General features: G+C 36.0%; 25 protein-coding genes and 1 pseudogene. 22 read left to right on the forward strand and 4 right to left on the reverse strand.

Annotated elements, in window-relative coordinates:
• Nucleotides 1-4 precede the first annotated feature (4 nt).
• From CSUIS19072_RS02280 to sodB, 4 genes are all read left to right on the forward strand, one after another.
• Nucleotides 5-1,027, forward strand: a complete 1,023-nt coding sequence (locus CSUIS19072_RS02280; protein ID WP_086237511.1) for a ribonucleotide-diphosphate reductase subunit beta — start codon at nt 5-7, stop codon at nt 1,025-1,027.
• On the forward strand, nt 1,017-1,685 hold the full coding sequence (locus CSUIS19072_RS02285; protein WP_086237510.1) for a carbon-nitrogen hydrolase family protein: 669 nt from the start codon (nt 1,017-1,019) through the stop codon (nt 1,683-1,685). The genes CSUIS19072_RS02280 and CSUIS19072_RS02285 overlap by 11 nt, the downstream gene beginning before the upstream one ends.
• Nucleotides 1,678-2,313, forward strand: coding sequence for a protein-L-isoaspartate(D-aspartate) O-methyltransferase (locus CSUIS19072_RS02290; RefSeq protein WP_086237509.1), 636 nt, complete (start codon nt 1,678-1,680; stop codon nt 2,311-2,313). Before CSUIS19072_RS02285 ends, CSUIS19072_RS02290 begins: the two co-directional genes overlap by 8 nt.
• 212 nt (nt 2,314-2,525) lie before the next feature.
• The gene (sodB, locus tag CSUIS19072_RS02295) at nt 2,526-3,182 is read left to right on the forward strand and encodes a superoxide dismutase [Fe] (protein WP_086292881.1); all 657 of its coding nucleotides are present in this window, start codon (nt 2,526-2,528) and stop codon (nt 3,180-3,182) included.
• Between the two features lie 42 nt (nt 3,183-3,224).
• Here sodB and CSUIS19072_RS02300 read toward each other — a convergent pair whose 3' ends face one another.
• Together CSUIS19072_RS02300 and CSUIS19072_RS02305 are read right to left on the reverse strand one after the other, a co-directional pair.
• Entirely contained in the window at nt 3,225-3,617 is a 393-nt protein-coding gene (locus CSUIS19072_RS02300) for a PepSY domain-containing protein (protein WP_086292879.1), read from the reverse strand.
• A complete protein-coding gene (locus tag CSUIS19072_RS02305) occupies nt 3,586-4,317 on the reverse strand; it encodes a PepSY-associated TM helix domain-containing protein (protein ID WP_086292877.1) in 732 nt (243 codons plus the stop codon). The genes CSUIS19072_RS02300 and CSUIS19072_RS02305 overlap by 32 nt, the downstream gene beginning before the upstream one ends.
• 168 nt (nt 4,318-4,485) lie before the next feature.
• Here CSUIS19072_RS02305 and CSUIS19072_RS02310 point away from each other — a divergent pair, with 168 nt between their 5' ends.
• The 3 genes from CSUIS19072_RS02310 (at nt 4,486) to CSUIS19072_RS02320 (ending at nt 8,262) form a co-directional block, all read left to right on the forward strand.
• Nucleotides 4,486-5,055, forward strand: coding sequence for a cytochrome C (locus CSUIS19072_RS02310; protein WP_086292875.1), 570 nt, complete (start codon nt 4,486-4,488; stop codon nt 5,053-5,055).
• Nucleotides 5,052-7,568: a molybdopterin guanine dinucleotide-containing S/N-oxide reductase gene (locus CSUIS19072_RS02315; RefSeq protein ID WP_086292873.1), complete on the forward strand. Its 2,517-nt coding sequence runs from the start codon at nt 5,052-5,054 to the stop codon at nt 7,566-7,568. Before CSUIS19072_RS02310 ends, CSUIS19072_RS02315 begins: the two co-directional genes overlap by 4 nt.
• An 85-nt stretch (nt 7,569-7,653) precedes the next feature.
• Nucleotides 7,654-8,262, forward strand: a complete 609-nt coding sequence (locus CSUIS19072_RS02320; RefSeq protein WP_180379380.1) for a Crp/Fnr family transcriptional regulator — start codon at nt 7,654-7,656, stop codon at nt 8,260-8,262.
• Between the two features lie 12 nt (nt 8,263-8,274).
• On the opposite strand, the gene CSUIS19072_RS02325 is transcribed toward CSUIS19072_RS02320, so the two are convergent.
• Both CSUIS19072_RS02325 and CSUIS19072_RS02330 read right to left on the reverse strand, forming a co-directional pair.
• A complete protein-coding gene (locus tag CSUIS19072_RS02325) occupies nt 8,275-8,742 on the reverse strand; it encodes a methyltransferase (RefSeq protein ID WP_236847905.1) in 468 nt (155 codons plus the stop codon).
• Nucleotides 8,743-8,746: 4 nt separating this feature from the next.
• Entirely contained in the window at nt 8,747-8,965 is a 219-nt protein-coding gene (locus tag CSUIS19072_RS02330; RefSeq protein ID WP_086292871.1) for a hypothetical protein, read from the reverse strand.
• A 304-nt stretch (nt 8,966-9,269) separates the two neighbouring features.
• Here CSUIS19072_RS02330 and rpsJ point away from each other — a divergent pair, with 304 nt between their 5' ends.
• The 15 genes and pseudogenes from rpsJ to CSUIS19072_RS02405 all read left to right on the forward strand — a co-directional run bounded on the left by rpsJ (nt 9,270) and on the right by CSUIS19072_RS02405 (nt 15,435).
• On the forward strand, nt 9,270-9,581 hold the full coding sequence (rpsJ, locus tag CSUIS19072_RS02335) for a 30S ribosomal protein S10 (RefSeq protein ID WP_002847957.1): 312 nt from the start codon (nt 9,270-9,272) through the stop codon (nt 9,579-9,581).
• 18 nt (nt 9,582-9,599) lie between these two features.
• The gene (gene rplC, locus CSUIS19072_RS02340) at nt 9,600-10,178 is read left to right on the forward strand and encodes a 50S ribosomal protein L3 (protein WP_086237502.1); all 579 of its coding nucleotides are present in this window, start codon (nt 9,600-9,602) and stop codon (nt 10,176-10,178) included.
• A complete protein-coding gene (gene rplD, locus CSUIS19072_RS02345) occupies nt 10,175-10,789 on the forward strand; it encodes a 50S ribosomal protein L4 (protein ID WP_086237501.1) in 615 nt (204 codons plus the stop codon). The genes rplC and rplD overlap by 4 nt, the downstream gene beginning before the upstream one ends.
• A 2-nt stretch (nt 10,790-10,791) precedes the next feature.
• Nucleotides 10,792-11,073, forward strand: a complete 282-nt coding sequence (locus CSUIS19072_RS02350) for a 50S ribosomal protein L23 (protein ID WP_086237500.1) — start codon at nt 10,792-10,794, stop codon at nt 11,071-11,073.
• 1 nt (nt 11,074) lies between these two features.
• Nucleotides 11,075-11,905, forward strand: a complete 831-nt coding sequence (gene rplB, locus CSUIS19072_RS02355) for a 50S ribosomal protein L2 (RefSeq protein ID WP_086292869.1) — start codon at nt 11,075-11,077, stop codon at nt 11,903-11,905.
• 2 nt (nt 11,906-11,907) lie between these two features.
• Complete coding sequence (gene rpsS, locus CSUIS19072_RS02360) at nt 11,908-12,189, forward strand: 30S ribosomal protein S19 (protein WP_063997500.1); 282 nt, start codon at nt 11,908-11,910, stop codon at nt 12,187-12,189.
• Between the two features lie 9 nt (nt 12,190-12,198).
• A pseudogene (gene rplV / locus CSUIS19072_RS02365) lies at nt 12,199-12,531 on the forward strand (50S ribosomal protein L22); the annotation flags it as partial.
• Nucleotides 12,532-12,538: 7 nt separating this feature from the next.
• Nucleotides 12,539-13,237, forward strand: a complete 699-nt coding sequence (gene rpsC, locus CSUIS19072_RS02370) for a 30S ribosomal protein S3 (protein ID WP_086237497.1) — start codon at nt 12,539-12,541, stop codon at nt 13,235-13,237.
• A complete protein-coding gene (gene rplP, locus CSUIS19072_RS02375) occupies nt 13,237-13,662 on the forward strand; it encodes a 50S ribosomal protein L16 (RefSeq protein ID WP_086225391.1) in 426 nt (141 codons plus the stop codon). The genes rpsC and rplP overlap by 1 nt, the downstream gene beginning before the upstream one ends.
• The gene (rpmC, locus tag CSUIS19072_RS02380) at nt 13,649-13,834 is read left to right on the forward strand and encodes a 50S ribosomal protein L29 (protein WP_086225392.1); all 186 of its coding nucleotides are present in this window, start codon (nt 13,649-13,651) and stop codon (nt 13,832-13,834) included. The genes rplP and rpmC overlap by 14 nt, the downstream gene beginning before the upstream one ends.
• Nucleotides 13,835-13,856: 22 nt before the next feature.
• Nucleotides 13,857-14,102: a 30S ribosomal protein S17 gene (rpsQ, locus tag CSUIS19072_RS02385; RefSeq protein WP_418229014.1), complete on the forward strand. Its 246-nt coding sequence runs from the start codon at nt 13,857-13,859 to the stop codon at nt 14,100-14,102.
• Nucleotides 14,102-14,470, forward strand: coding sequence for a 50S ribosomal protein L14 (gene rplN, locus CSUIS19072_RS02390; RefSeq protein WP_086237495.1), 369 nt, complete (start codon nt 14,102-14,104; stop codon nt 14,468-14,470). The genes rpsQ and rplN overlap by 1 nt, the downstream gene beginning before the upstream one ends.
• A complete protein-coding gene (gene rplX / locus CSUIS19072_RS02395; RefSeq protein WP_086292867.1) occupies nt 14,470-14,703 on the forward strand; it encodes a 50S ribosomal protein L24 in 234 nt (77 codons plus the stop codon). The genes rplN and rplX overlap by 1 nt, the downstream gene beginning before the upstream one ends.
• 2 nt (nt 14,704-14,705) lie before the next feature.
• A complete protein-coding gene (rplE, locus tag CSUIS19072_RS02400) occupies nt 14,706-15,248 on the forward strand; it encodes a 50S ribosomal protein L5 (protein ID WP_086237493.1) in 543 nt (180 codons plus the stop codon).
• Between the two features lies 1 nt (nt 15,249).
• On the forward strand, nt 15,250-15,435 hold the full coding sequence (locus tag CSUIS19072_RS02405) for a type Z 30S ribosomal protein S14 (protein WP_038452543.1): 186 nt from the start codon (nt 15,250-15,252) through the stop codon (nt 15,433-15,435).
• The last annotated feature ends 7 nt before the right edge of the window (nt 15,436-15,442 follow it).

Below are 15,442 nucleotides of genomic sequence, written 5' to 3' on the forward strand. Positions count from 1 at the left end.
TGAAATGTATAGAAAAAAGATATATAATCCAGCTTCAAATGAGACGCTAAATGAGCGAAAAGTTTTTAATGGCAATCCGCATGGAATTTTAAATTTCACAAAGGCCAAATACACTTGGGCGCTTAAGCTTTGGGATCTTATGGAGGCAAATACTTGGTTTCCAAAAGAGGTTGATACCACTGATGATGTGCGTGACTATGCTTGTAATCTCACAGCAGCTGAAAAGCGTATGTATGATCTAGTGTGGAGTCAGCTTATATCTATGGATAGTTTTCAGACAAATAACCTAGCTGATAATATCAATCCATATATCACAGCGCCTGAGATAAATGCGGTTTTGGCTCGTCAAGCTTATGAAGAGGCAAATCACTCTAAAAGCTACGCAGTAATGGTAGAAGCGATCTGTGATAATACAGATTTAATCTATGAGATGGAGAAGCACGATGAGGTCTTAAGACGCAAAAATGACTATATCTCAAGCGTGTATGAGGAGCTTGCTGGAGATGTAACTGATGAGAAATTGCTTTTAGCAATGGTGGCAAATCAAATTTTAGAAGGCGTATATTTTTATAGTGGATTTACAGCGATTTACGCATTAGCAAGGGCTGGGAAAATGCTTGGAAGTGCTCAGATGATACGCTTTATCCAGCGTGATGAGATAACTCACTTGCTTTTATTTCAAAATATGATAAATTCAGTCCGCAAGGAGCGTCCAGATCTCTTTACAAGTGAGATTGAAGCTAAAATTTATGAGATGTTTCAAAAGGCTGGTGAGCTAGAGATTGAGTGGGGAAAATATATCACGCAAAATCAAATAATGGGCTTTACAGATGATATTATAGACCAATATATCAAATATTTAATCGATGATAGGCTAACTTCAATTGGGTTAAAAAAATTATATAATGTCTCTCATCCGATAAAATGGGTTGATGATTTTGCTAAATTTAACGATCAAAAGAGCAACTTTTTTGAAAGTAAAGTTACAAATTATAGCAAAGGTAGCCTAAGCTTTGATGATTTCTAATCTCATAGCTCACAATCTTAGCTCTATTGGTGCTATTAATAGGGCTAGTGAGTTGTGCGATTTTGCTACCTCTTTAAAAGATGGGGATTTAGCGCTTTGTTCTGAGCTTTGTGTTGGTGGATATGAGAGGCTTGGAGATGAATTTGAGCAGGATTTAGAAAGAAATTTAATCAGCTCTTTAAAGAGTGGTGCTTATCTTGGATTTAGTAGAATTTTTAATGATTATAATGAGTTTATTTTGCTTAGCTCCAAAGGCGTGGAATTTAAGCAAAATAAATATAGACTATTTAAGCCAAATAACGAGGATAAAATCACTCTTAGCGGTAGCTTAGATGGGATTAAAATTCATAATATAAATGGGGTTAAAATCGGAGTTTTAATCTGCTTTGAGCTTCGTTTTATTAAGCTTTGGGATAGATTAAAGGGGGCGAATATAATCTTAGTTCCAGCTATGTGGGGTAATGCTAGAAAGGCTCATTATAAGGTGCTTTGCCAAGCCTTAGCCTTACAAAATAGAGCCTATGTAATTGCGTGTAGCGATATGGATTTGAGATTTAAATCCATATTTGCTCCAGATGGCAAAAGGAGCGAAAATATGAAATTTGATATAAATTTAATAGATAAATTTAAAAAATCACTTGGGATAGATGATGGATAATTTAGAAAGTACAAAATGTCAAACAATGAGCGATGAGATAGCTAGTTTAGTTCAGCTTAGTCCTATGGTCTATAAAGCGTTTATTAATACGCCAAGGACACCATTTGTGCCAGTATCTATAAATGCTTTTAAGCTTGATGCGCATCCGATAGGATCTAATCAATGGATAAGCTCTCCGCTAACTGTGGCTAAGATGACAATGGCGTTAGAGGCTGAAAATTGCGATAATATACTTGAAGTTGGCTGTGGCAGTGGGTATCAAGCGGCGATTTTGGCTAAGGTCGCAAGGCGAGTTTTTAGCGTGGAAAGAATCGAAGCGTTAGCCAATTCAGCAAAATCTCTAATGAAAAATTTAGGGATAAATAATGTATTTATACGATTTGATGATGGCAATCTAGGCTGGAGAAGCTACGCCCCATATGATAGGATTATCCTTAGTTGCTTTTGTAAAAGTGTGCCAGATAGGCTATTTTCTCAGCTTAAAGATGATGGAATTTTAGTAGCTCCAGTTGAGAAAGATGGCAAGCAATACATAACTCAATATAAAAAATCAAATAATCAAATTAGCAGTAAAATCATAGATGAATGCGTATTTGTCCCGCTACTTGATGGGACAGAGCAAAGATAGCCAAAGGAGCAGTATGCCATCTTTAAATTTGGATAGGAAAGGATAAGGTGATAAACTACAATCCGCCTTATCACACGCTAGAGAAAAAATATACATTTAATGCTGAAAATATTAAATTTAACAATATTTGTAAATTTGTTTAAGAGTTTTATACTCTTATTTAATATTTTAGGCTATAATTGGCATCTATAAATTTCATTAAAGGATATGATATGTTAGAGTTAAGAAATCTACCATTTGACCCAAATTCCAACGCAGTAGTGAGTAAAGAAGCCTGTGATTATCACCACGGCAAACACCACCAAACATATGTAAATAACTACAACAACCTAACAAAAGATAGCGAACTAGCTAATGCTAGTTTGTATGATGTGCTTGTAAGCTCTCAAGGCGGATTATTTAATAACGCCGCTCAAGTATATAATCACGATTTTTACTGGGATTGTATAGCTAAAAAAAGTGATAAAAGCAGCGAGCTTGAAGCAGCATTAAAAAGCGATTTTAAAGATTTTAAAGCTGAATTTATAAACTCAGCTACAACTCTTTTTGGCGCTGGTTGGACTTGGCTTGTTTATAACCCAAATACAAATAAACTAGAGATCAAAAACACTTCAAACGCAGCTACTCCAGTAACTGATGGCTTAGTGCCACTTTTAGTAGTTGATGTGTGGGAGCACGCTTACTATATAGATAGTCGTAATGCTCGTCCGGCGTATTTAGAAAAATTCTATGAAAATATCAACTGGGATTTTGTAAGCACAGCTTATGAATGGGCGAAAAAAGAGGGGCTAAAATCTGTTAAATTCTACATTGATGAACTTCACCCAGTGGCTGGTTGCTGTGGCGCTGGATGTGGCTGCAGCCATTAAATTCCCAGCTCAAACTCTAAGAAATTTAGAGTTTGATTATACTTAGATTTTATTTTTAGCACTTTTTGGCTTTATTCTAGCGTATGTTATGATGAAGCCAAGGATTGCTATCACTCCTCCTATAAAAGAAGCTACGCAAAATACAAACTCACCCAAATAGCCAAAAGCTCTACCAGAGTGTAAATCTAAAACTTTTCTAGCTAGATTTTTATTTTGCGATGCGTCTGTTTGTGTTAGTAAATTTGGATTATCTATGTCAATTGTTACTACCCTTTGCTCATTTGCTTTTTTAATGTTAAATGTATAGTGTTTAGGTTTGCTTTGCGAAATGGATATGCTATCAAAGTTGGTGAAATTTGGCATTATGGCTATTAATGCGGTTTTAAGCTCATCACTATTAAATCTATTTTCTATTATGGCAAGTTTTATTGCCACCTTTTGGTCTTTGCTGGATTTCTACGCCATAAGCCCACGCAAATGCCTTTTTGACGCTATCATATGGCCAAAATAGCCCTGTAAAACTCATTGTTAGAAATATAATGCCAAATATCACTCCAAGTGCGGTATGAGACTTATAGGCTAACATTAGCTTTTTAGATTTAAAGCTAATAGTAAGTGCTTTAATGAAATTATTTTTTAACGCTGGTAAATAGAGATATATTCCGCTTAAAGTAAGAATTATAAACCCAATAGCCGATATTGCGACAATTTGCCTACCAATAGTGGTGCTATCAAATTCGCTAAAGAGTAGCCATCTATGTAACGAGCGGATTGTTCGCATAAATTGAGCTCCATTATCGCTACTTAAAATTACGCCATCGTCATTAACTAAATAGCTAATATTTTTGCCATTTTGATTAGTGGATATTGTATAGTAGCGACTATTAGTTTCATAGGAGATGCTTGATATATCAAGCGATGGATTTTGGGCTTTAAATTTGCTTATTAAATCAGCAAAATCTGGATTTAAAATCTTATTAGAATTTGGCGTGATGATGGCATTTATGGCATTTGCTATTGGCTTATCATATGAAAGCATAGCTCCGCTAATACATATTATAAATAGCGGAATTATCACTATCATAGCGACTATTAAGTGAATATTAAATATCCACTTTTTCTTTTTTAATAGCATATTTGTTCCTTAAATTTAATTGTAATCTTTAATTCTAATATCGATTTGTTAAGTAGTTGTGAAATTTATAATCTTTATCAAATATAGCAGATATGTCATATTTGTGACAAATCAGAATTTACATTTATTATATAATCCAAATAAATTTATTTTTATGAAAGGATGAGAATGAGTAAAATCATATTGGTTAGTCTGATTTTAGCTGGATGTTTAAATGCTAAAATCTTATATTCAACTACGGTAAAATCAGTCTATTTAGATGATAATTCCAAAGATGTAGCTGGTAAGCTCTTGCCTACAAATGCTATAGAGATTCTACAAAAATCTGGCGATAGAGTTAAATTTGCCCTAAAAGGCTATGTAAATCCATCTTCACCAAATGTTATATATTACAGCAATGGGGATCGCATTATAGCCTTATCATTTGCTAAGACTAAAACTCCTAAATATGAGATAATCCAAAAAGCAAAAGATGGCAAATTCGATGAAGTAAGGGTGGTTGCTTACACTACAGATGATGAACTAGAAAATGAGTTAAAACCTATGATAGATAGGGCTAAACAGACATATCAAGAGAGTTGCTCGATTTGTCATCAGCTCCATAAAGAGAGCCAATACAATCCAAATCAATGGCCTTCTCTATTTAGGTCAATGCTATCTAGAACGCCAATTGATAAAAAAGATGAGTGGCTAATAATACAGTATCTACAAAAAGCTTCAAAAGGAGATATAAAATGAAAACAAATAGAAGAGAATTTTTAAAATTAGGTGCGGCATTAAGCCTTGCTCCAATGCTACCAAGTAATATATTTGCTAATAATATTGATACTAAGCTTATCAAAGATGGAGAGGTATTTACAGCGGCTCACTGGGGTATGCTAAAAGCAACTATAAAAGATGGTAAGATCATAAGCTCAAAGCCATATCAAGAGTTATCTAAAATTTCAAATCCACTTCAAAATACAATGGCAGATTTAGTCTATAAAACTAGAATTACCGCCCCAATGGTAAGAAAGAGCTATTTAGAAAATCCAGATAGCCCAAAACCTGAATTAAGAGGGGTTGATGAGTGGGTAGAAGTAAAATATGAAGATGCCATTAAATTAGTCGCAAGAGAGCTTAAAAAGACTAGAGAGCAAAAGGGTATGCAAAGCGTATTTGCTGGAAGTTATGGATGGTATAGTAGTGGCAAACTTCACAATCCTAGAATTTTATTACATAGATTTATGAATTTAAGTGGCGGATTTACTGGTAGTTTAGGGGATTACTCTACTGGTGCTAGTCAGGTTATTATGCCTTATGTGGTTGGTAGTATAGAAGTTTATGAGCAACAAACCAGTTGGCCTGTAGTCTTAGAGCATTCAAAAGTAGTAGTTTTATGGGGTATGAATCCTATATCTACTCTAAGAATTGCTTGGAGTGCTACAGATGACCAAGGGCTAAAATATTTCGAGCAATTAAAAGATAGCAGCAAAGAGATTATCATAATTGATCCATTGTGGAGCGAAACTGGCAAATTCTTTGGCGATAAAGCTAGATGGATAGCACCTAGACCAAATACAGATGTTGCTATGATGCTTGGTATGGCTTACTATCTATATACAAGCGGTAAATATGATAAAGATTTTATAGCTAATTATACTACTGGATTTGATAAATTCTTGCCATATTTACTAGGAAAAAGCGATAAAATCCCAAAAACAATCAAATGGGCATCTAAAATTTGTGGTGTAAAAGAGAGTGTGATTAAAAATTTAGCTGATACCATTTATGCTAATAGAACAATGCTAATGAGTGGCTGGGGAATGCAAAGAGCGCACCACGGAGAGCAGCCACACTGGATGCTAGTTACTCTAGCTTCTATGCTAGGACAAATTGGCTTGCCTGGTGGGGGATTTGGTCTTAGCTATCACTATAGTAATGGCGGGGCTCCTACTTGCGTAGGTGGAGTTTTAGGCGGTATAAATGCCGCTAGCGTAGGAGTTATCAAAGATGGGAAATATCAAGGCTTGGCTAGTCAAGCAAGTGGCGATGAAGCAGCTCAAAGCTGGTTAAATGCTGGGACTGATTATGCCTTCCCTGTAGCTAGAATAGCCGATGCCTTGCTAAATCCTGGCAAAATTTTAGAGCATAATGGGACTAAAATCACATATCCTGATATAGACTTTATCTACTGGGCTGGTGGTAATCCTATAACCCAACATCAAGATACAAATACAAATTTAAAGGCTTGGAGACGCCCAAGAACAATAGTCGTAAATGAAATTTACTGGACTCCTACAGCTAAGATGGCTGATATAGTATTTCCAGTAACTACGCAGTATGAGAGAAATGACCTTACAATGACAGGAGACTACTCAAACCAAAATATCTGTTCGATGAAGCAAGTAGTAGAAAGACAGCACTTTGCTAAGAATGATTATGAGATATTTAGCGATCTATGTAAGGCTTATGCTGATGGCTTAGTGGAGGCATTTACTGAAGGTGGCAAAACGGAGATGGATTGGCTAGAGGAGTTTTATAATGTAGTAGCAAATGCGGTAAATGCTAACACAGCTCTTGGTATCACTATGCCTAAATTTAATGAGTGGTGGAACAAGAATGAGCCAACTACATTTGTGCCAACTCTAGAGAGCGAGAGTTGGGTAAGAATGGCTGACTTTAGAGAAGATCCGATCTTAAACGCGCTTGGGACGCCATCTGGATTAATCGAAATTTATAGCCAAGCAATTGAGAATATGAATTATGATGATTGTGCAGCTCATCCAAAGTGGTTTGAACCAGCTGAATGGCTAGGTATGAAGAATAAACCAGCTAAATTCCATCTCATCACAGCTCATCCTACAGATAGACTTCACTCACAGCAAAATAATACATCTTTAAGAGATAATTATGCTATAGCAGGTCGTGAGCCAGTGCTGATTAACGCTAAAGATGCAGCCAAATTGGGTATCAAACAAGGCGATTTGGTAAGAGTGTTTAATAGGCGTGGCGAAGTGCTAGCTGGTGCAGAAGTTAGCAATGATATTATCCCAGGCGTTGTAAGGCTTAGAGAGGGTGCGTGGTATGATGGATTTGGCGATGGACTATGTAAAAATGGTTGTGCTAATGTCCTAACTCTAGATATTCCAACAAGCAAATTATCAAATGGCAATATCTCTCACACAGGACTTGTCAATATAGAAAAATATCAAGGCAATGCTCCTAAACTTGAAGCATTTAACGCTCCAAAAGGTGTAAAAAATATCTAATATTCTAATCCCTTCGTTGGCGAAGGGGTTAAATTTAAAATTAATCAAATTTATGTTAAATTTAAAAAATTTATGGTGGCGTGCGATGAATATTAGTAGATTTAATCAAGATAGTTATAATGATTTTGAGCTATTAAGCAATGAGGATTTGTCGCTATTTCGTCAAGAAAAATATAGCAAATCTGAGCTAATTTACGCACAAAATATCAAATTTATAATCCTAAAAAGCGGTCAAGCAAAGCTTAGCTATATCAGTGGAACAAATGAATTTATCATAAATTTTATAAATAAAGGCTCAATTGTATTAGTTGATAAAGATAGTGTTTTAGAGTTTATGAGCGACTCTTTAACAATGGAGTTAAATCTTTGTGATATAAAAGAGCTTTTTGAGAATGAGAAATTTAGTATGGCGATGGTAAATTCACTCATTCGCACCACGATAATGACACGCCAGATTGTCGCTGATATAGTATTTGGAAGCTTAGAAAGCAGAATTGTAAGTTTTTTACACAGCTTAGCTGATGAGCAGCATATGATGGTGCGGGATAAAAAGGTAGTTCAAATTCCATTTTCTATTGCTACCTTATCAAATCTTCTAGGCGCCCAACGCCAAAGCGTCTCAACCATATTTAACAAGCTTATTAAAAGTGGCAAACTCATAAAATATGGCAAGAGTAGCTATATAATAAGCTAATTTTAGATGTAATTACTTTTGACCTATGTAGATATAGTGCTCTACGCTACCTTCGTAATTATATAAATTCATCAACTCATAATCACCCCAAAACAGCGGCTTAAATGGTTTGAAATCCTCTTTTAACTCCTCAATGCTATGAGTGTATCTAATGTATGAAGAGCCTTTGATCCTGCCTGTTGGGCAATCTTTGACTTCACAAAGCCCATTTGGCATCACTTCACCCCGTTTATACTGACTGTACCCCTTATCGCTCATCATCGTAGCAAAGATTATCGCACCATCATTACACATATCATAAAATTCATTAATTGTATTTTTGAAGCTAGAATTCGTAAGATAATATAAGCTTTGATTAGCAAATATAAAATCCATTTTGACATTAAATATATCTTTTATACTTGAATTTGGCTCTATTATATGGAAGTTTTGCGGATTTAGTGTTTTATCATTGTCCCAAATTTTTCTTAAACTAGGCACAATATCAACGCCATAAGGCTCTATACCCCCCCCCAGTAATATCCTTGAAATATTGTGAGTGAATGCCATTTCCACAGCCAAAATCTAGTAAATTCCCGCTAGTTTTATGGAGTTCAAATTTAAGAATTCTCTCATAAAATCTAATCACATGACCATCTGGATATTGAAGTCCGTAGCCTTCCTTATCATACTTTTGAGTGTATGCCTCTAAAGAGTTATCCATAAAAATCCTTTATATTAAATTTAGGCTAAGCCTACAAGAAGTATTGTATCAAAAAATAGTTAATTGCTTGATATTAAAATTATTAACACTATTATTTTATTCCTAATAAAAAGGAAAAAAATATTATAAAATTTAGAAAAATATCGGTAAAATTTGATTTTAAAACTTATTTTGGATATAATTCGCGTCTTTTGATGAGAAGCGTAAGCTTTGCTTGTATGCTTGAAGTTTGGTTATAAGCCTCTGCAAGAGCACTATATCAAAAGGTCGCAAGTTGGCGACAAGTTATTTTAAAGGAAAAAATATGGAAAGAATTAGGCTTAAGCTAAAAGCTTATGACCACAGAGTTCTAGACCGCACAGTTGCAGCCATAGTAGAAGCTGTCAAACGCACTGGTGCCGATGTTCGTGGGCCAGTACCAATGCCTACAAAGATTAAACGCTATACAGTGTTAAAATCTCCACATGTAAATAAAGATTCTCGTGAGCAATTTGAGATGAGAATTCACGCTCGTATGCTAGATATTGTAGCAGCTACACCTGATACAGTTGATAGTCTAACAAAGCTTGACCTTGCCCCTGAGGTAAATGTCGAAGTTCGTGCTATGGGCAAGTAAGTATAAAAGGAAGAGATGATGGAATATATCGTAGAAAAAATAGGTATGAGCAGAACTATCTCAAACCCAAGTACTCCTGTTACATTGCTTAGACTTTTACCAGCTAAAGTGTGCGAAGTAGGTGAAAATAGCAGAGCTATCGTAGCTTATGCTTATACAAAAGCAAACAACAAAGCTATAAAAGGTCAGCAAAAAAAATATGGTTTAAGTAGCGAATTTAACCAATTTGCAACTTTAAGCGTGGCAAATAGCGAAGCTGGTGATTTAGATACAACTCCACTAAATGAGGCTAAAGTTTTAAAAGTTAGCTTTAATACAAAAGGTAGAGGCTTTCAAGGTGTTATTAAAAGACATGGTTTCTCAGGTGGTCCAGCAAGTCATGGTTCAAGATTTCACCGCAGACCAGGCTCTATAGGTAACTGCGAATGGCCAGGTCGTGTCCAACCAGGTAGAAAGATGGCAGGACACTATGGTAATGAAAAAACTACCGTTAAAAACGAAGTTGTAAGCTTTGATAGTGCTAATGGAATTTTAGTATTAAAAGGCTCAGTTCCAGGATTTAATGGTGCTATGGGCAGAGTAAGGATAGTTAAATGAGTAAAATAGCAGTTTTAAACGATAAATTTGAAAAAACAAGTGAATTAGAGCTTCCAGCAAGCTATGCTGAGGTAAATTCACACAATTTATATCTATATGTTAAAAGCTACCTTGCTAGTATGAGAGCAAACTCCGCCCACACAAAAGGTCGCTCAGATGTAAGCGGTGGTGGTAAAAAACCTTGGCGTCAAAAAGGCCGTGGTGGTGCAAGGGCTGGTTCAACAAGAACGAATGTTTGGGTTGGCGGTGCTGTGGCATTTGGTCCTAAAAATAATAGAAATTATAATCAAAAAGTTAATAAAAAACAAAAAAGATTAGCGCTTGAATTTGCTCTAAATGAGAAAGTTTCAAATGGCAAATTCTATGCAGTAGATAGTATCGCTATTGAGAGTGGTAAGACAAAAGATGCGGCAGCTATTATCAAAAAACTTGGTATTAGAGATGCGTTAATCATTAAAAATGAGCTTGATGCTAAGACACTTTTAGCATTTAGAAATCTAGCAAATTGCTATGTGGTAGATGCTAGCGAAGTAAATGCTTATTTAGTATCAGTCTATAGTGCAGTTATAGCTGAAAAATCAGCACTACAATCAATAGTAAAAGAGGGCTAAAAATGGCAGATATAACAGATATTAAAACTATAGTATATACAGAAAAAACTCTTGGCCTTCAAGAACAAGGTGTAGTAGTAATCCAAACTTCACCAAAAATGACTAAAAATGGTCTAAAAGAGGTATTAAAAGAGTATTTTGGTGTAACACCACTTAGAGTAAATTCACTTAGAATAGATGGCAAAGTTAAGCGTTTTAGAGGTAGAGTTGGCGTAAGAAATGATTACAAAAAATTCTATGTCAAACTACCAGATGGCGTAAGCCTAGCAAGTCAGGAGGCATAAGATGGCAATAAAAAGTTTTAAACCTTATACTCCAAGTAGAAGATTTATGACTAGTCTTAGCAGTGAAGATATCACAGCTAAAGCTAGCGTAAGAAGCCTACTTGTGAAAATTCCTGCCGCAGCTGGTAGAAATAATAATGGTAGAATTACAAGCCGCCATAAAGAGGCTGGTGCGAAAAAACTATATCGTATTATTGATTTTAAGCGTCGTAAATTTGGAATTCCAGGCAAAGTTGAAGCTATAGAGTATGATCCAAATAGAAATTGCCGTATCGCTCTTATATCTTATCTTGATGGAGAAAAAAGATATATTATCCGCCCTAGTGGCTTAAATGTAGGCGATGTTATCAGTGCAGCCGAAGCCGGTCTTGATATAAAACCAGGCAACGCTATGAAGTTAAAAAGCATTCCAGTTGGTACAATCGTCCATAATATCGAGCTAAAACCAGGCAAAGGTGCCCAAATGGCAAGAAGTGCGGGTGGGTATGCTCAACTTATGGGTAAAGAAGAAAAATATGTAATCCTAAGACTTCCAAGCGGTGAGATGAGACAAGTATTAGCTGAATGTATGGCTACAGTTGGCGTAGTTGGTAATGAAGATTGGGCAAATGTAACTATCGGTAAAGCAGGTCGCAATCGCCATAGAGGTATCCGCCCACAAACTAGAGGTAGTGCGATGAACCCAGTAGATCACCCGCACGGCGGTGGTGAAGGTAAGAAAAATTCAGGTCGCCACCCAGTTACTCCATGGGGCAAACCAACTAAAGGTGCTAAAACTCGCCGTAAAAAAGCTAGTGATAGACTTATAATTTCTAGAAGAAAGGGTAAATAACGATGGCTAGATCGCTAAAAAAAGGTCCTTTTGTAGATGACCATGTAATGAAAAAAGTCATCGCTGCAAAAGCCGCTAATGATAACAAACCAATTAAAACTTGGTCAAGAAGAAGCACAATCACACCTGAAATGATAGGTTTGACATTTAATGTGCATAATGGCAAAAGCTTTATTCCTGTATATGTAACAGAAAATCATATAGGTTATAAACTAGGCGAATTTGCACCAACAAGAACATTTAAGGGTCATAAAGGCTCTGTTCAGAAAAAAATAGGTAAATAAGGGGAAGTTATGAGTAAAGCTATTATTAAATTCATAAGACTATCTCCAACAAAAGCTAGATTAATAGCTAATGAAGTTCAAGGAATGAATGCCGAATTAGCATTAGCAAGCCTTAGCTTTATGCCAAATCGTGGAGCAAAGTATATCGCAAATGCTATAAGTTCAGCTGTAGCTAATGGCGGATTTGAGCCTGAAGAGGTAGTTGTGAAAAGTTGTAGAGTAGATGCAGGTCCTGTATTAAAAAGATTCCGCCCAAGAGCAAGAGGAAGTGCAAGTAGAATTCGCAAACCTACTAGCCATATCTTAGTAGAAGTAGCTAAAGCAGCAAAAACAGAGAAGGAAGCATAAAATGGGACAAAAAGTTAATCCAATAGGTCTTAGACTAGGTATAAATAGAAACTGGGAGTCTAGATGGTTTCCATCAAAAGCAACACTTCCAGAAAACATAGGCGAAGACTATAAAATAAGAAAATTCCTAAAAGCTAAGCTATATTATGCTGGTGTTAGCCAAATTTTAGTTGAAAGAACAGCTAAAAAACTAAGAGTAACAGTAGTTGCTGCTCGCCCTGGTATCATCATCGGCAAAAAAGGTGGCGAAGTAGAAAATTTAAGATTAGAAGTTGCTAAATTAGTCAATAAAGATGTAGCTATCAATATCAAAGAAGAGCGTAAAGCTGGTAGCTCAGCTCAATTAGCAGCAGAAAATGTAGCTATGCAACTTGAGCGTCGTGTGGCATTCCGCCGTGCTATGAAAAAAGTCATTCAAGGTGCTCAAAAAGCTGGTGGCAAAGGTATTAAAGTAAGCGTATCAGGTCGCTTAGGTGGTGCTGAAATGGCTAGAACTGAGTGGTATCTTGAGGGTCGTGTGCCTTTACATACTTTAAGGGCTAGAATAGACTATGGCTTTGCTGAAGCTCATACAACTTATGGTAATATAGGTGTAAAAGTATGGATATTTAAAGGCGAAGTGTTACAAAAAGGTATCCAAGCTGAAAAGAGCGAAGAGACAGCTCCTAAAAAAGCAAAACGCGCTAGAAGGGGTAAATAATGTTATTACCAAAAAGAACGAAATATCGTAAAATGATGAAAGGCCGCAATCGTGGCTATGCAACTCGCGGTACAGCTTTAGCGCTTGGCGAATTTGGATTAAAAGCTGTAGAAGCTGGTAGAATCAACTCTCGCCAAATAGAGTCAGCTCGTCAAGCATATACTCGTCATGTAAAAAGACAAGCTAAAACTTGGATTAGAGTATTCCCAGATAAACCTATTACTAAAAAACCTTTAGAAACTCGTATGGGTAAAGGTAAAGGTGGAGTTGAAGAGTGGGTTATGAATATCAAACCAGGTAGAATAATATTTGAGATGGCTGGAGTATCTGAAGAGCTTGCTAGAGAGGCTCTGACATTAGCTATGCACAAACTACCATTTAAAACTAAGTTTGTAACAAGAGAGAGCGAAAATGAAATATACTGATATAAGTGGGAAAAATTTAAGCGAACTTAACGCTTTATTAAAAGAGAAAAAGGTGCTTTTATTTACACTTAGACAAAAGCTAAAAACTATGCAGCTAACTAACCCTAATGAGATCCGTGAAGCTAAAAAAGATATAGCTAGGATCAATACTGCAATTAGTGCTGCGAAGTAAGGGGTGAATGATGGCAGTAGAAATGAAAAGAGAAATTCAAGGTGTCGTAGTAGCCATAGCTGGGAATAAAACTGCAACTGTATTGGTTGAAAGAAGAGTTATGCACCCAAGATACCATAAATTTGTAAAACGCTTTAAAAAGTATCTAGTTCATGATGAGAAAAATGAGCTAAAAGTGGGAGATACTATATCAGCTGTTGAGTGCAGACCGCTAAGTGCTAGAAAGAAATTCCGCTTACAATCAGTTTTGAAAACAGGAGTTGAATAATGATACAAAGTTTTACAAGACTAGCAGTAGCAGATAATAGTGGCGCAAAAGAGCTTATGTGTATAAAAGTTTTAGGTGGTAGTAAAAGACGATATGCAAGCCTTGGCGATGTTATCGTTTGCTCAGTTAAGAAAGCTCTACCAAATGGCAAAATTAAAAAAGGTCAAGTTGTAAAAGCAGTAGTAGTAAGGACTAAAAAAGAGGTTCAAAGAGGCAATGGCTCTCTAATCCGCTTTGATGAGAATGCTGCTGTTATCCTTGATAATAAAAGAGAGCCAGTAGGTACTCGTATATTTGGCCCAGTGGGTAGAGAAGTAAGATATGCGAATTTTATGAAAATCGTATCTCTTGCACCGGAGGTTCTATAATGGCAGTAAAATATAAAATCAAAAAAGGCGATGAGGTAAAAGTAATCGCAGGTGATGATAAAGGCAAAGTTGCTAAGGTTTTAGCGGTGCTTCCTAAAAAAGCTCAAGTAATAGTAGAAGGTGTAAAAGTTGCTAAAAAAGCGGTAAAACCAAGTGAGAAAAATCCAAATGGTGGCTTTATAAGCAAAGAGATGCCTATTGACATTTCAAATGTTGCAAAAGTTGAGGGTTAAATATGAGATTAAAAGCAAAATATAATGAGAGTATTAAACCAGCTCTAGTAAAAGAATTTGATATTAAAAACCCTATGCTTATTCCAGCAATTGAAAAGATCGTAATTAGCGTTGGAGCTGGAGAGGGTGCTAAAGATCAAAAATTGCTTCAAAATATGGCTGATACAATATCTTTGATAGCAGGACAAAAAGCAGTTGTTACAAATGCTAAAAAGTCAGTTGCTGGCTTTAAAGTTCGTGAAGGCTTCCCAGTAGGTATAAAAGTAACATTAAGAAAAGAGCAAATGTATGCTTTCTTAGATAAGTTAATTAGCATTGCGCTTCCTAGGGTAAAAGACTTCCGTGGTTTGCCTAGAGATGGATTTGATGGTCGTGGTAATTATAACTTTGGTTTAAATGAGCAACTAATGTTTCCAGAAGTTGTATATGATCAAATTCTAAGAACACATGGTATGAATATAACTATAGTTACAACAGCTAACGATGACAAACAAGCGTTCAAGCTACTTGAACTCTTTGGTATTCCATTTGCAAAAGGAAAGTAATATGGCAAAAAAATCAATGATAGCAAAAGCAGCGCGCAAACCTAAATTTAGCGTGCGTGGATACACTAGATGTCAAATTTGTGGTCGCCCACACTCTGTTTATAAAGATTTTGGAATTTGCCGTGTGTGCCTAAGAAAAATGGCTAACGAAGGACTAATACCAGGTCTTAAAAAAGCAAGTTGGTAAGGGAAAT

It is taken from the genome of Campylobacter sp. RM19072, assembly GCF_024723485.1.
In the GTDB taxonomy this organism is placed as follows: domain Bacteria; phylum Campylobacterota; class Campylobacteria; order Campylobacterales; family Campylobacteraceae; genus Campylobacter; species Campylobacter porcelli.

What these genes read in the sequence shown, in the direction of transcription:
- CSUIS19072_RS02305 (WP_086292877.1), bottom strand. Translation starts at nt 4,317, where the DNA reads ATGCTATTAAAAAAGAAAAAGTGGATATTTAATATTCACTTAATAGTC.
- rplP (WP_086225391.1), top strand. Translation starts at nt 13,237, where the DNA reads ATGTTATTACCAAAAAGAACGAAATATCGTAAAATGATGAAAGGCCGC.
- rplC (WP_086237502.1), top strand. Translation starts at nt 9,600, where the DNA reads ATGGAATATATCGTAGAAAAAATAGGTATGAGCAGAACTATCTCAAAC.
- rpsJ (WP_002847957.1), top strand. Translation starts at nt 9,270, where the DNA reads ATGGAAAGAATTAGGCTTAAGCTAAAAGCTTATGACCACAGAGTTCTA.
- CSUIS19072_RS02330 (WP_086292871.1), bottom strand. Translation starts at nt 8,965, where the DNA reads ATGGATAACTCTTTAGAGGCATACACTCAAAAGTATGATAAGGAAGGC.
- rpmC (WP_086225392.1), top strand. Translation starts at nt 13,649, where the DNA reads ATGAAATATACTGATATAAGTGGGAAAAATTTAAGCGAACTTAACGCT.
- CSUIS19072_RS02315 (WP_086292873.1), top strand. Translation starts at nt 5,052, where the DNA reads ATGAAAACAAATAGAAGAGAATTTTTAAAATTAGGTGCGGCATTAAGC.
- rplE (WP_086237493.1), top strand. Translation starts at nt 14,706, where the DNA reads ATGAGATTAAAAGCAAAATATAATGAGAGTATTAAACCAGCTCTAGTA.
- CSUIS19072_RS02280 (WP_086237511.1), top strand. Translation starts at nt 5, where the DNA reads ATGTATAGAAAAAAGATATATAATCCAGCTTCAAATGAGACGCTAAAT.
- CSUIS19072_RS02350 (WP_086237500.1), top strand. Translation starts at nt 10,792, where the DNA reads ATGGCAGATATAACAGATATTAAAACTATAGTATATACAGAAAAAACT.
- CSUIS19072_RS02285 (WP_086237510.1), top strand. Translation starts at nt 1,017, where the DNA reads ATGATTTCTAATCTCATAGCTCACAATCTTAGCTCTATTGGTGCTATT.
- rpsQ (WP_418229014.1), top strand. Translation starts at nt 13,857, where the DNA reads ATGAAAAGAGAAATTCAAGGTGTCGTAGTAGCCATAGCTGGGAATAAA.
- CSUIS19072_RS02320 (WP_180379380.1), top strand. Translation starts at nt 7,654, where the DNA reads ATGAATATTAGTAGATTTAATCAAGATAGTTATAATGATTTTGAGCTA.
- CSUIS19072_RS02405 (WP_038452543.1), top strand. Translation starts at nt 15,250, where the DNA reads ATGGCAAAAAAATCAATGATAGCAAAAGCAGCGCGCAAACCTAAATTT.
- rpsS (WP_063997500.1), top strand. Translation starts at nt 11,908, where the DNA reads ATGGCTAGATCGCTAAAAAAAGGTCCTTTTGTAGATGACCATGTAATG.
- CSUIS19072_RS02310 (WP_086292875.1), top strand. Translation starts at nt 4,486, where the DNA reads ATGAGTAAAATCATATTGGTTAGTCTGATTTTAGCTGGATGTTTAAAT.
- sodB (WP_086292881.1), top strand. Translation starts at nt 2,526, where the DNA reads ATGTTAGAGTTAAGAAATCTACCATTTGACCCAAATTCCAACGCAGTA.
- CSUIS19072_RS02290 (WP_086237509.1), top strand. Translation starts at nt 1,678, where the DNA reads ATGGATAATTTAGAAAGTACAAAATGTCAAACAATGAGCGATGAGATA.
- rplX (WP_086292867.1), top strand. Translation starts at nt 14,470, where the DNA reads ATGGCAGTAAAATATAAAATCAAAAAAGGCGATGAGGTAAAAGTAATC.
- rplB (WP_086292869.1), top strand. Translation starts at nt 11,075, where the DNA reads ATGGCAATAAAAAGTTTTAAACCTTATACTCCAAGTAGAAGATTTATG.
- rplN (WP_086237495.1), top strand. Translation starts at nt 14,102, where the DNA reads ATGATACAAAGTTTTACAAGACTAGCAGTAGCAGATAATAGTGGCGCA.
- rplD (WP_086237501.1), top strand. Translation starts at nt 10,175, where the DNA reads ATGAGTAAAATAGCAGTTTTAAACGATAAATTTGAAAAAACAAGTGAA.
- rpsC (WP_086237497.1), top strand. Translation starts at nt 12,539, where the DNA reads ATGGGACAAAAAGTTAATCCAATAGGTCTTAGACTAGGTATAAATAGA.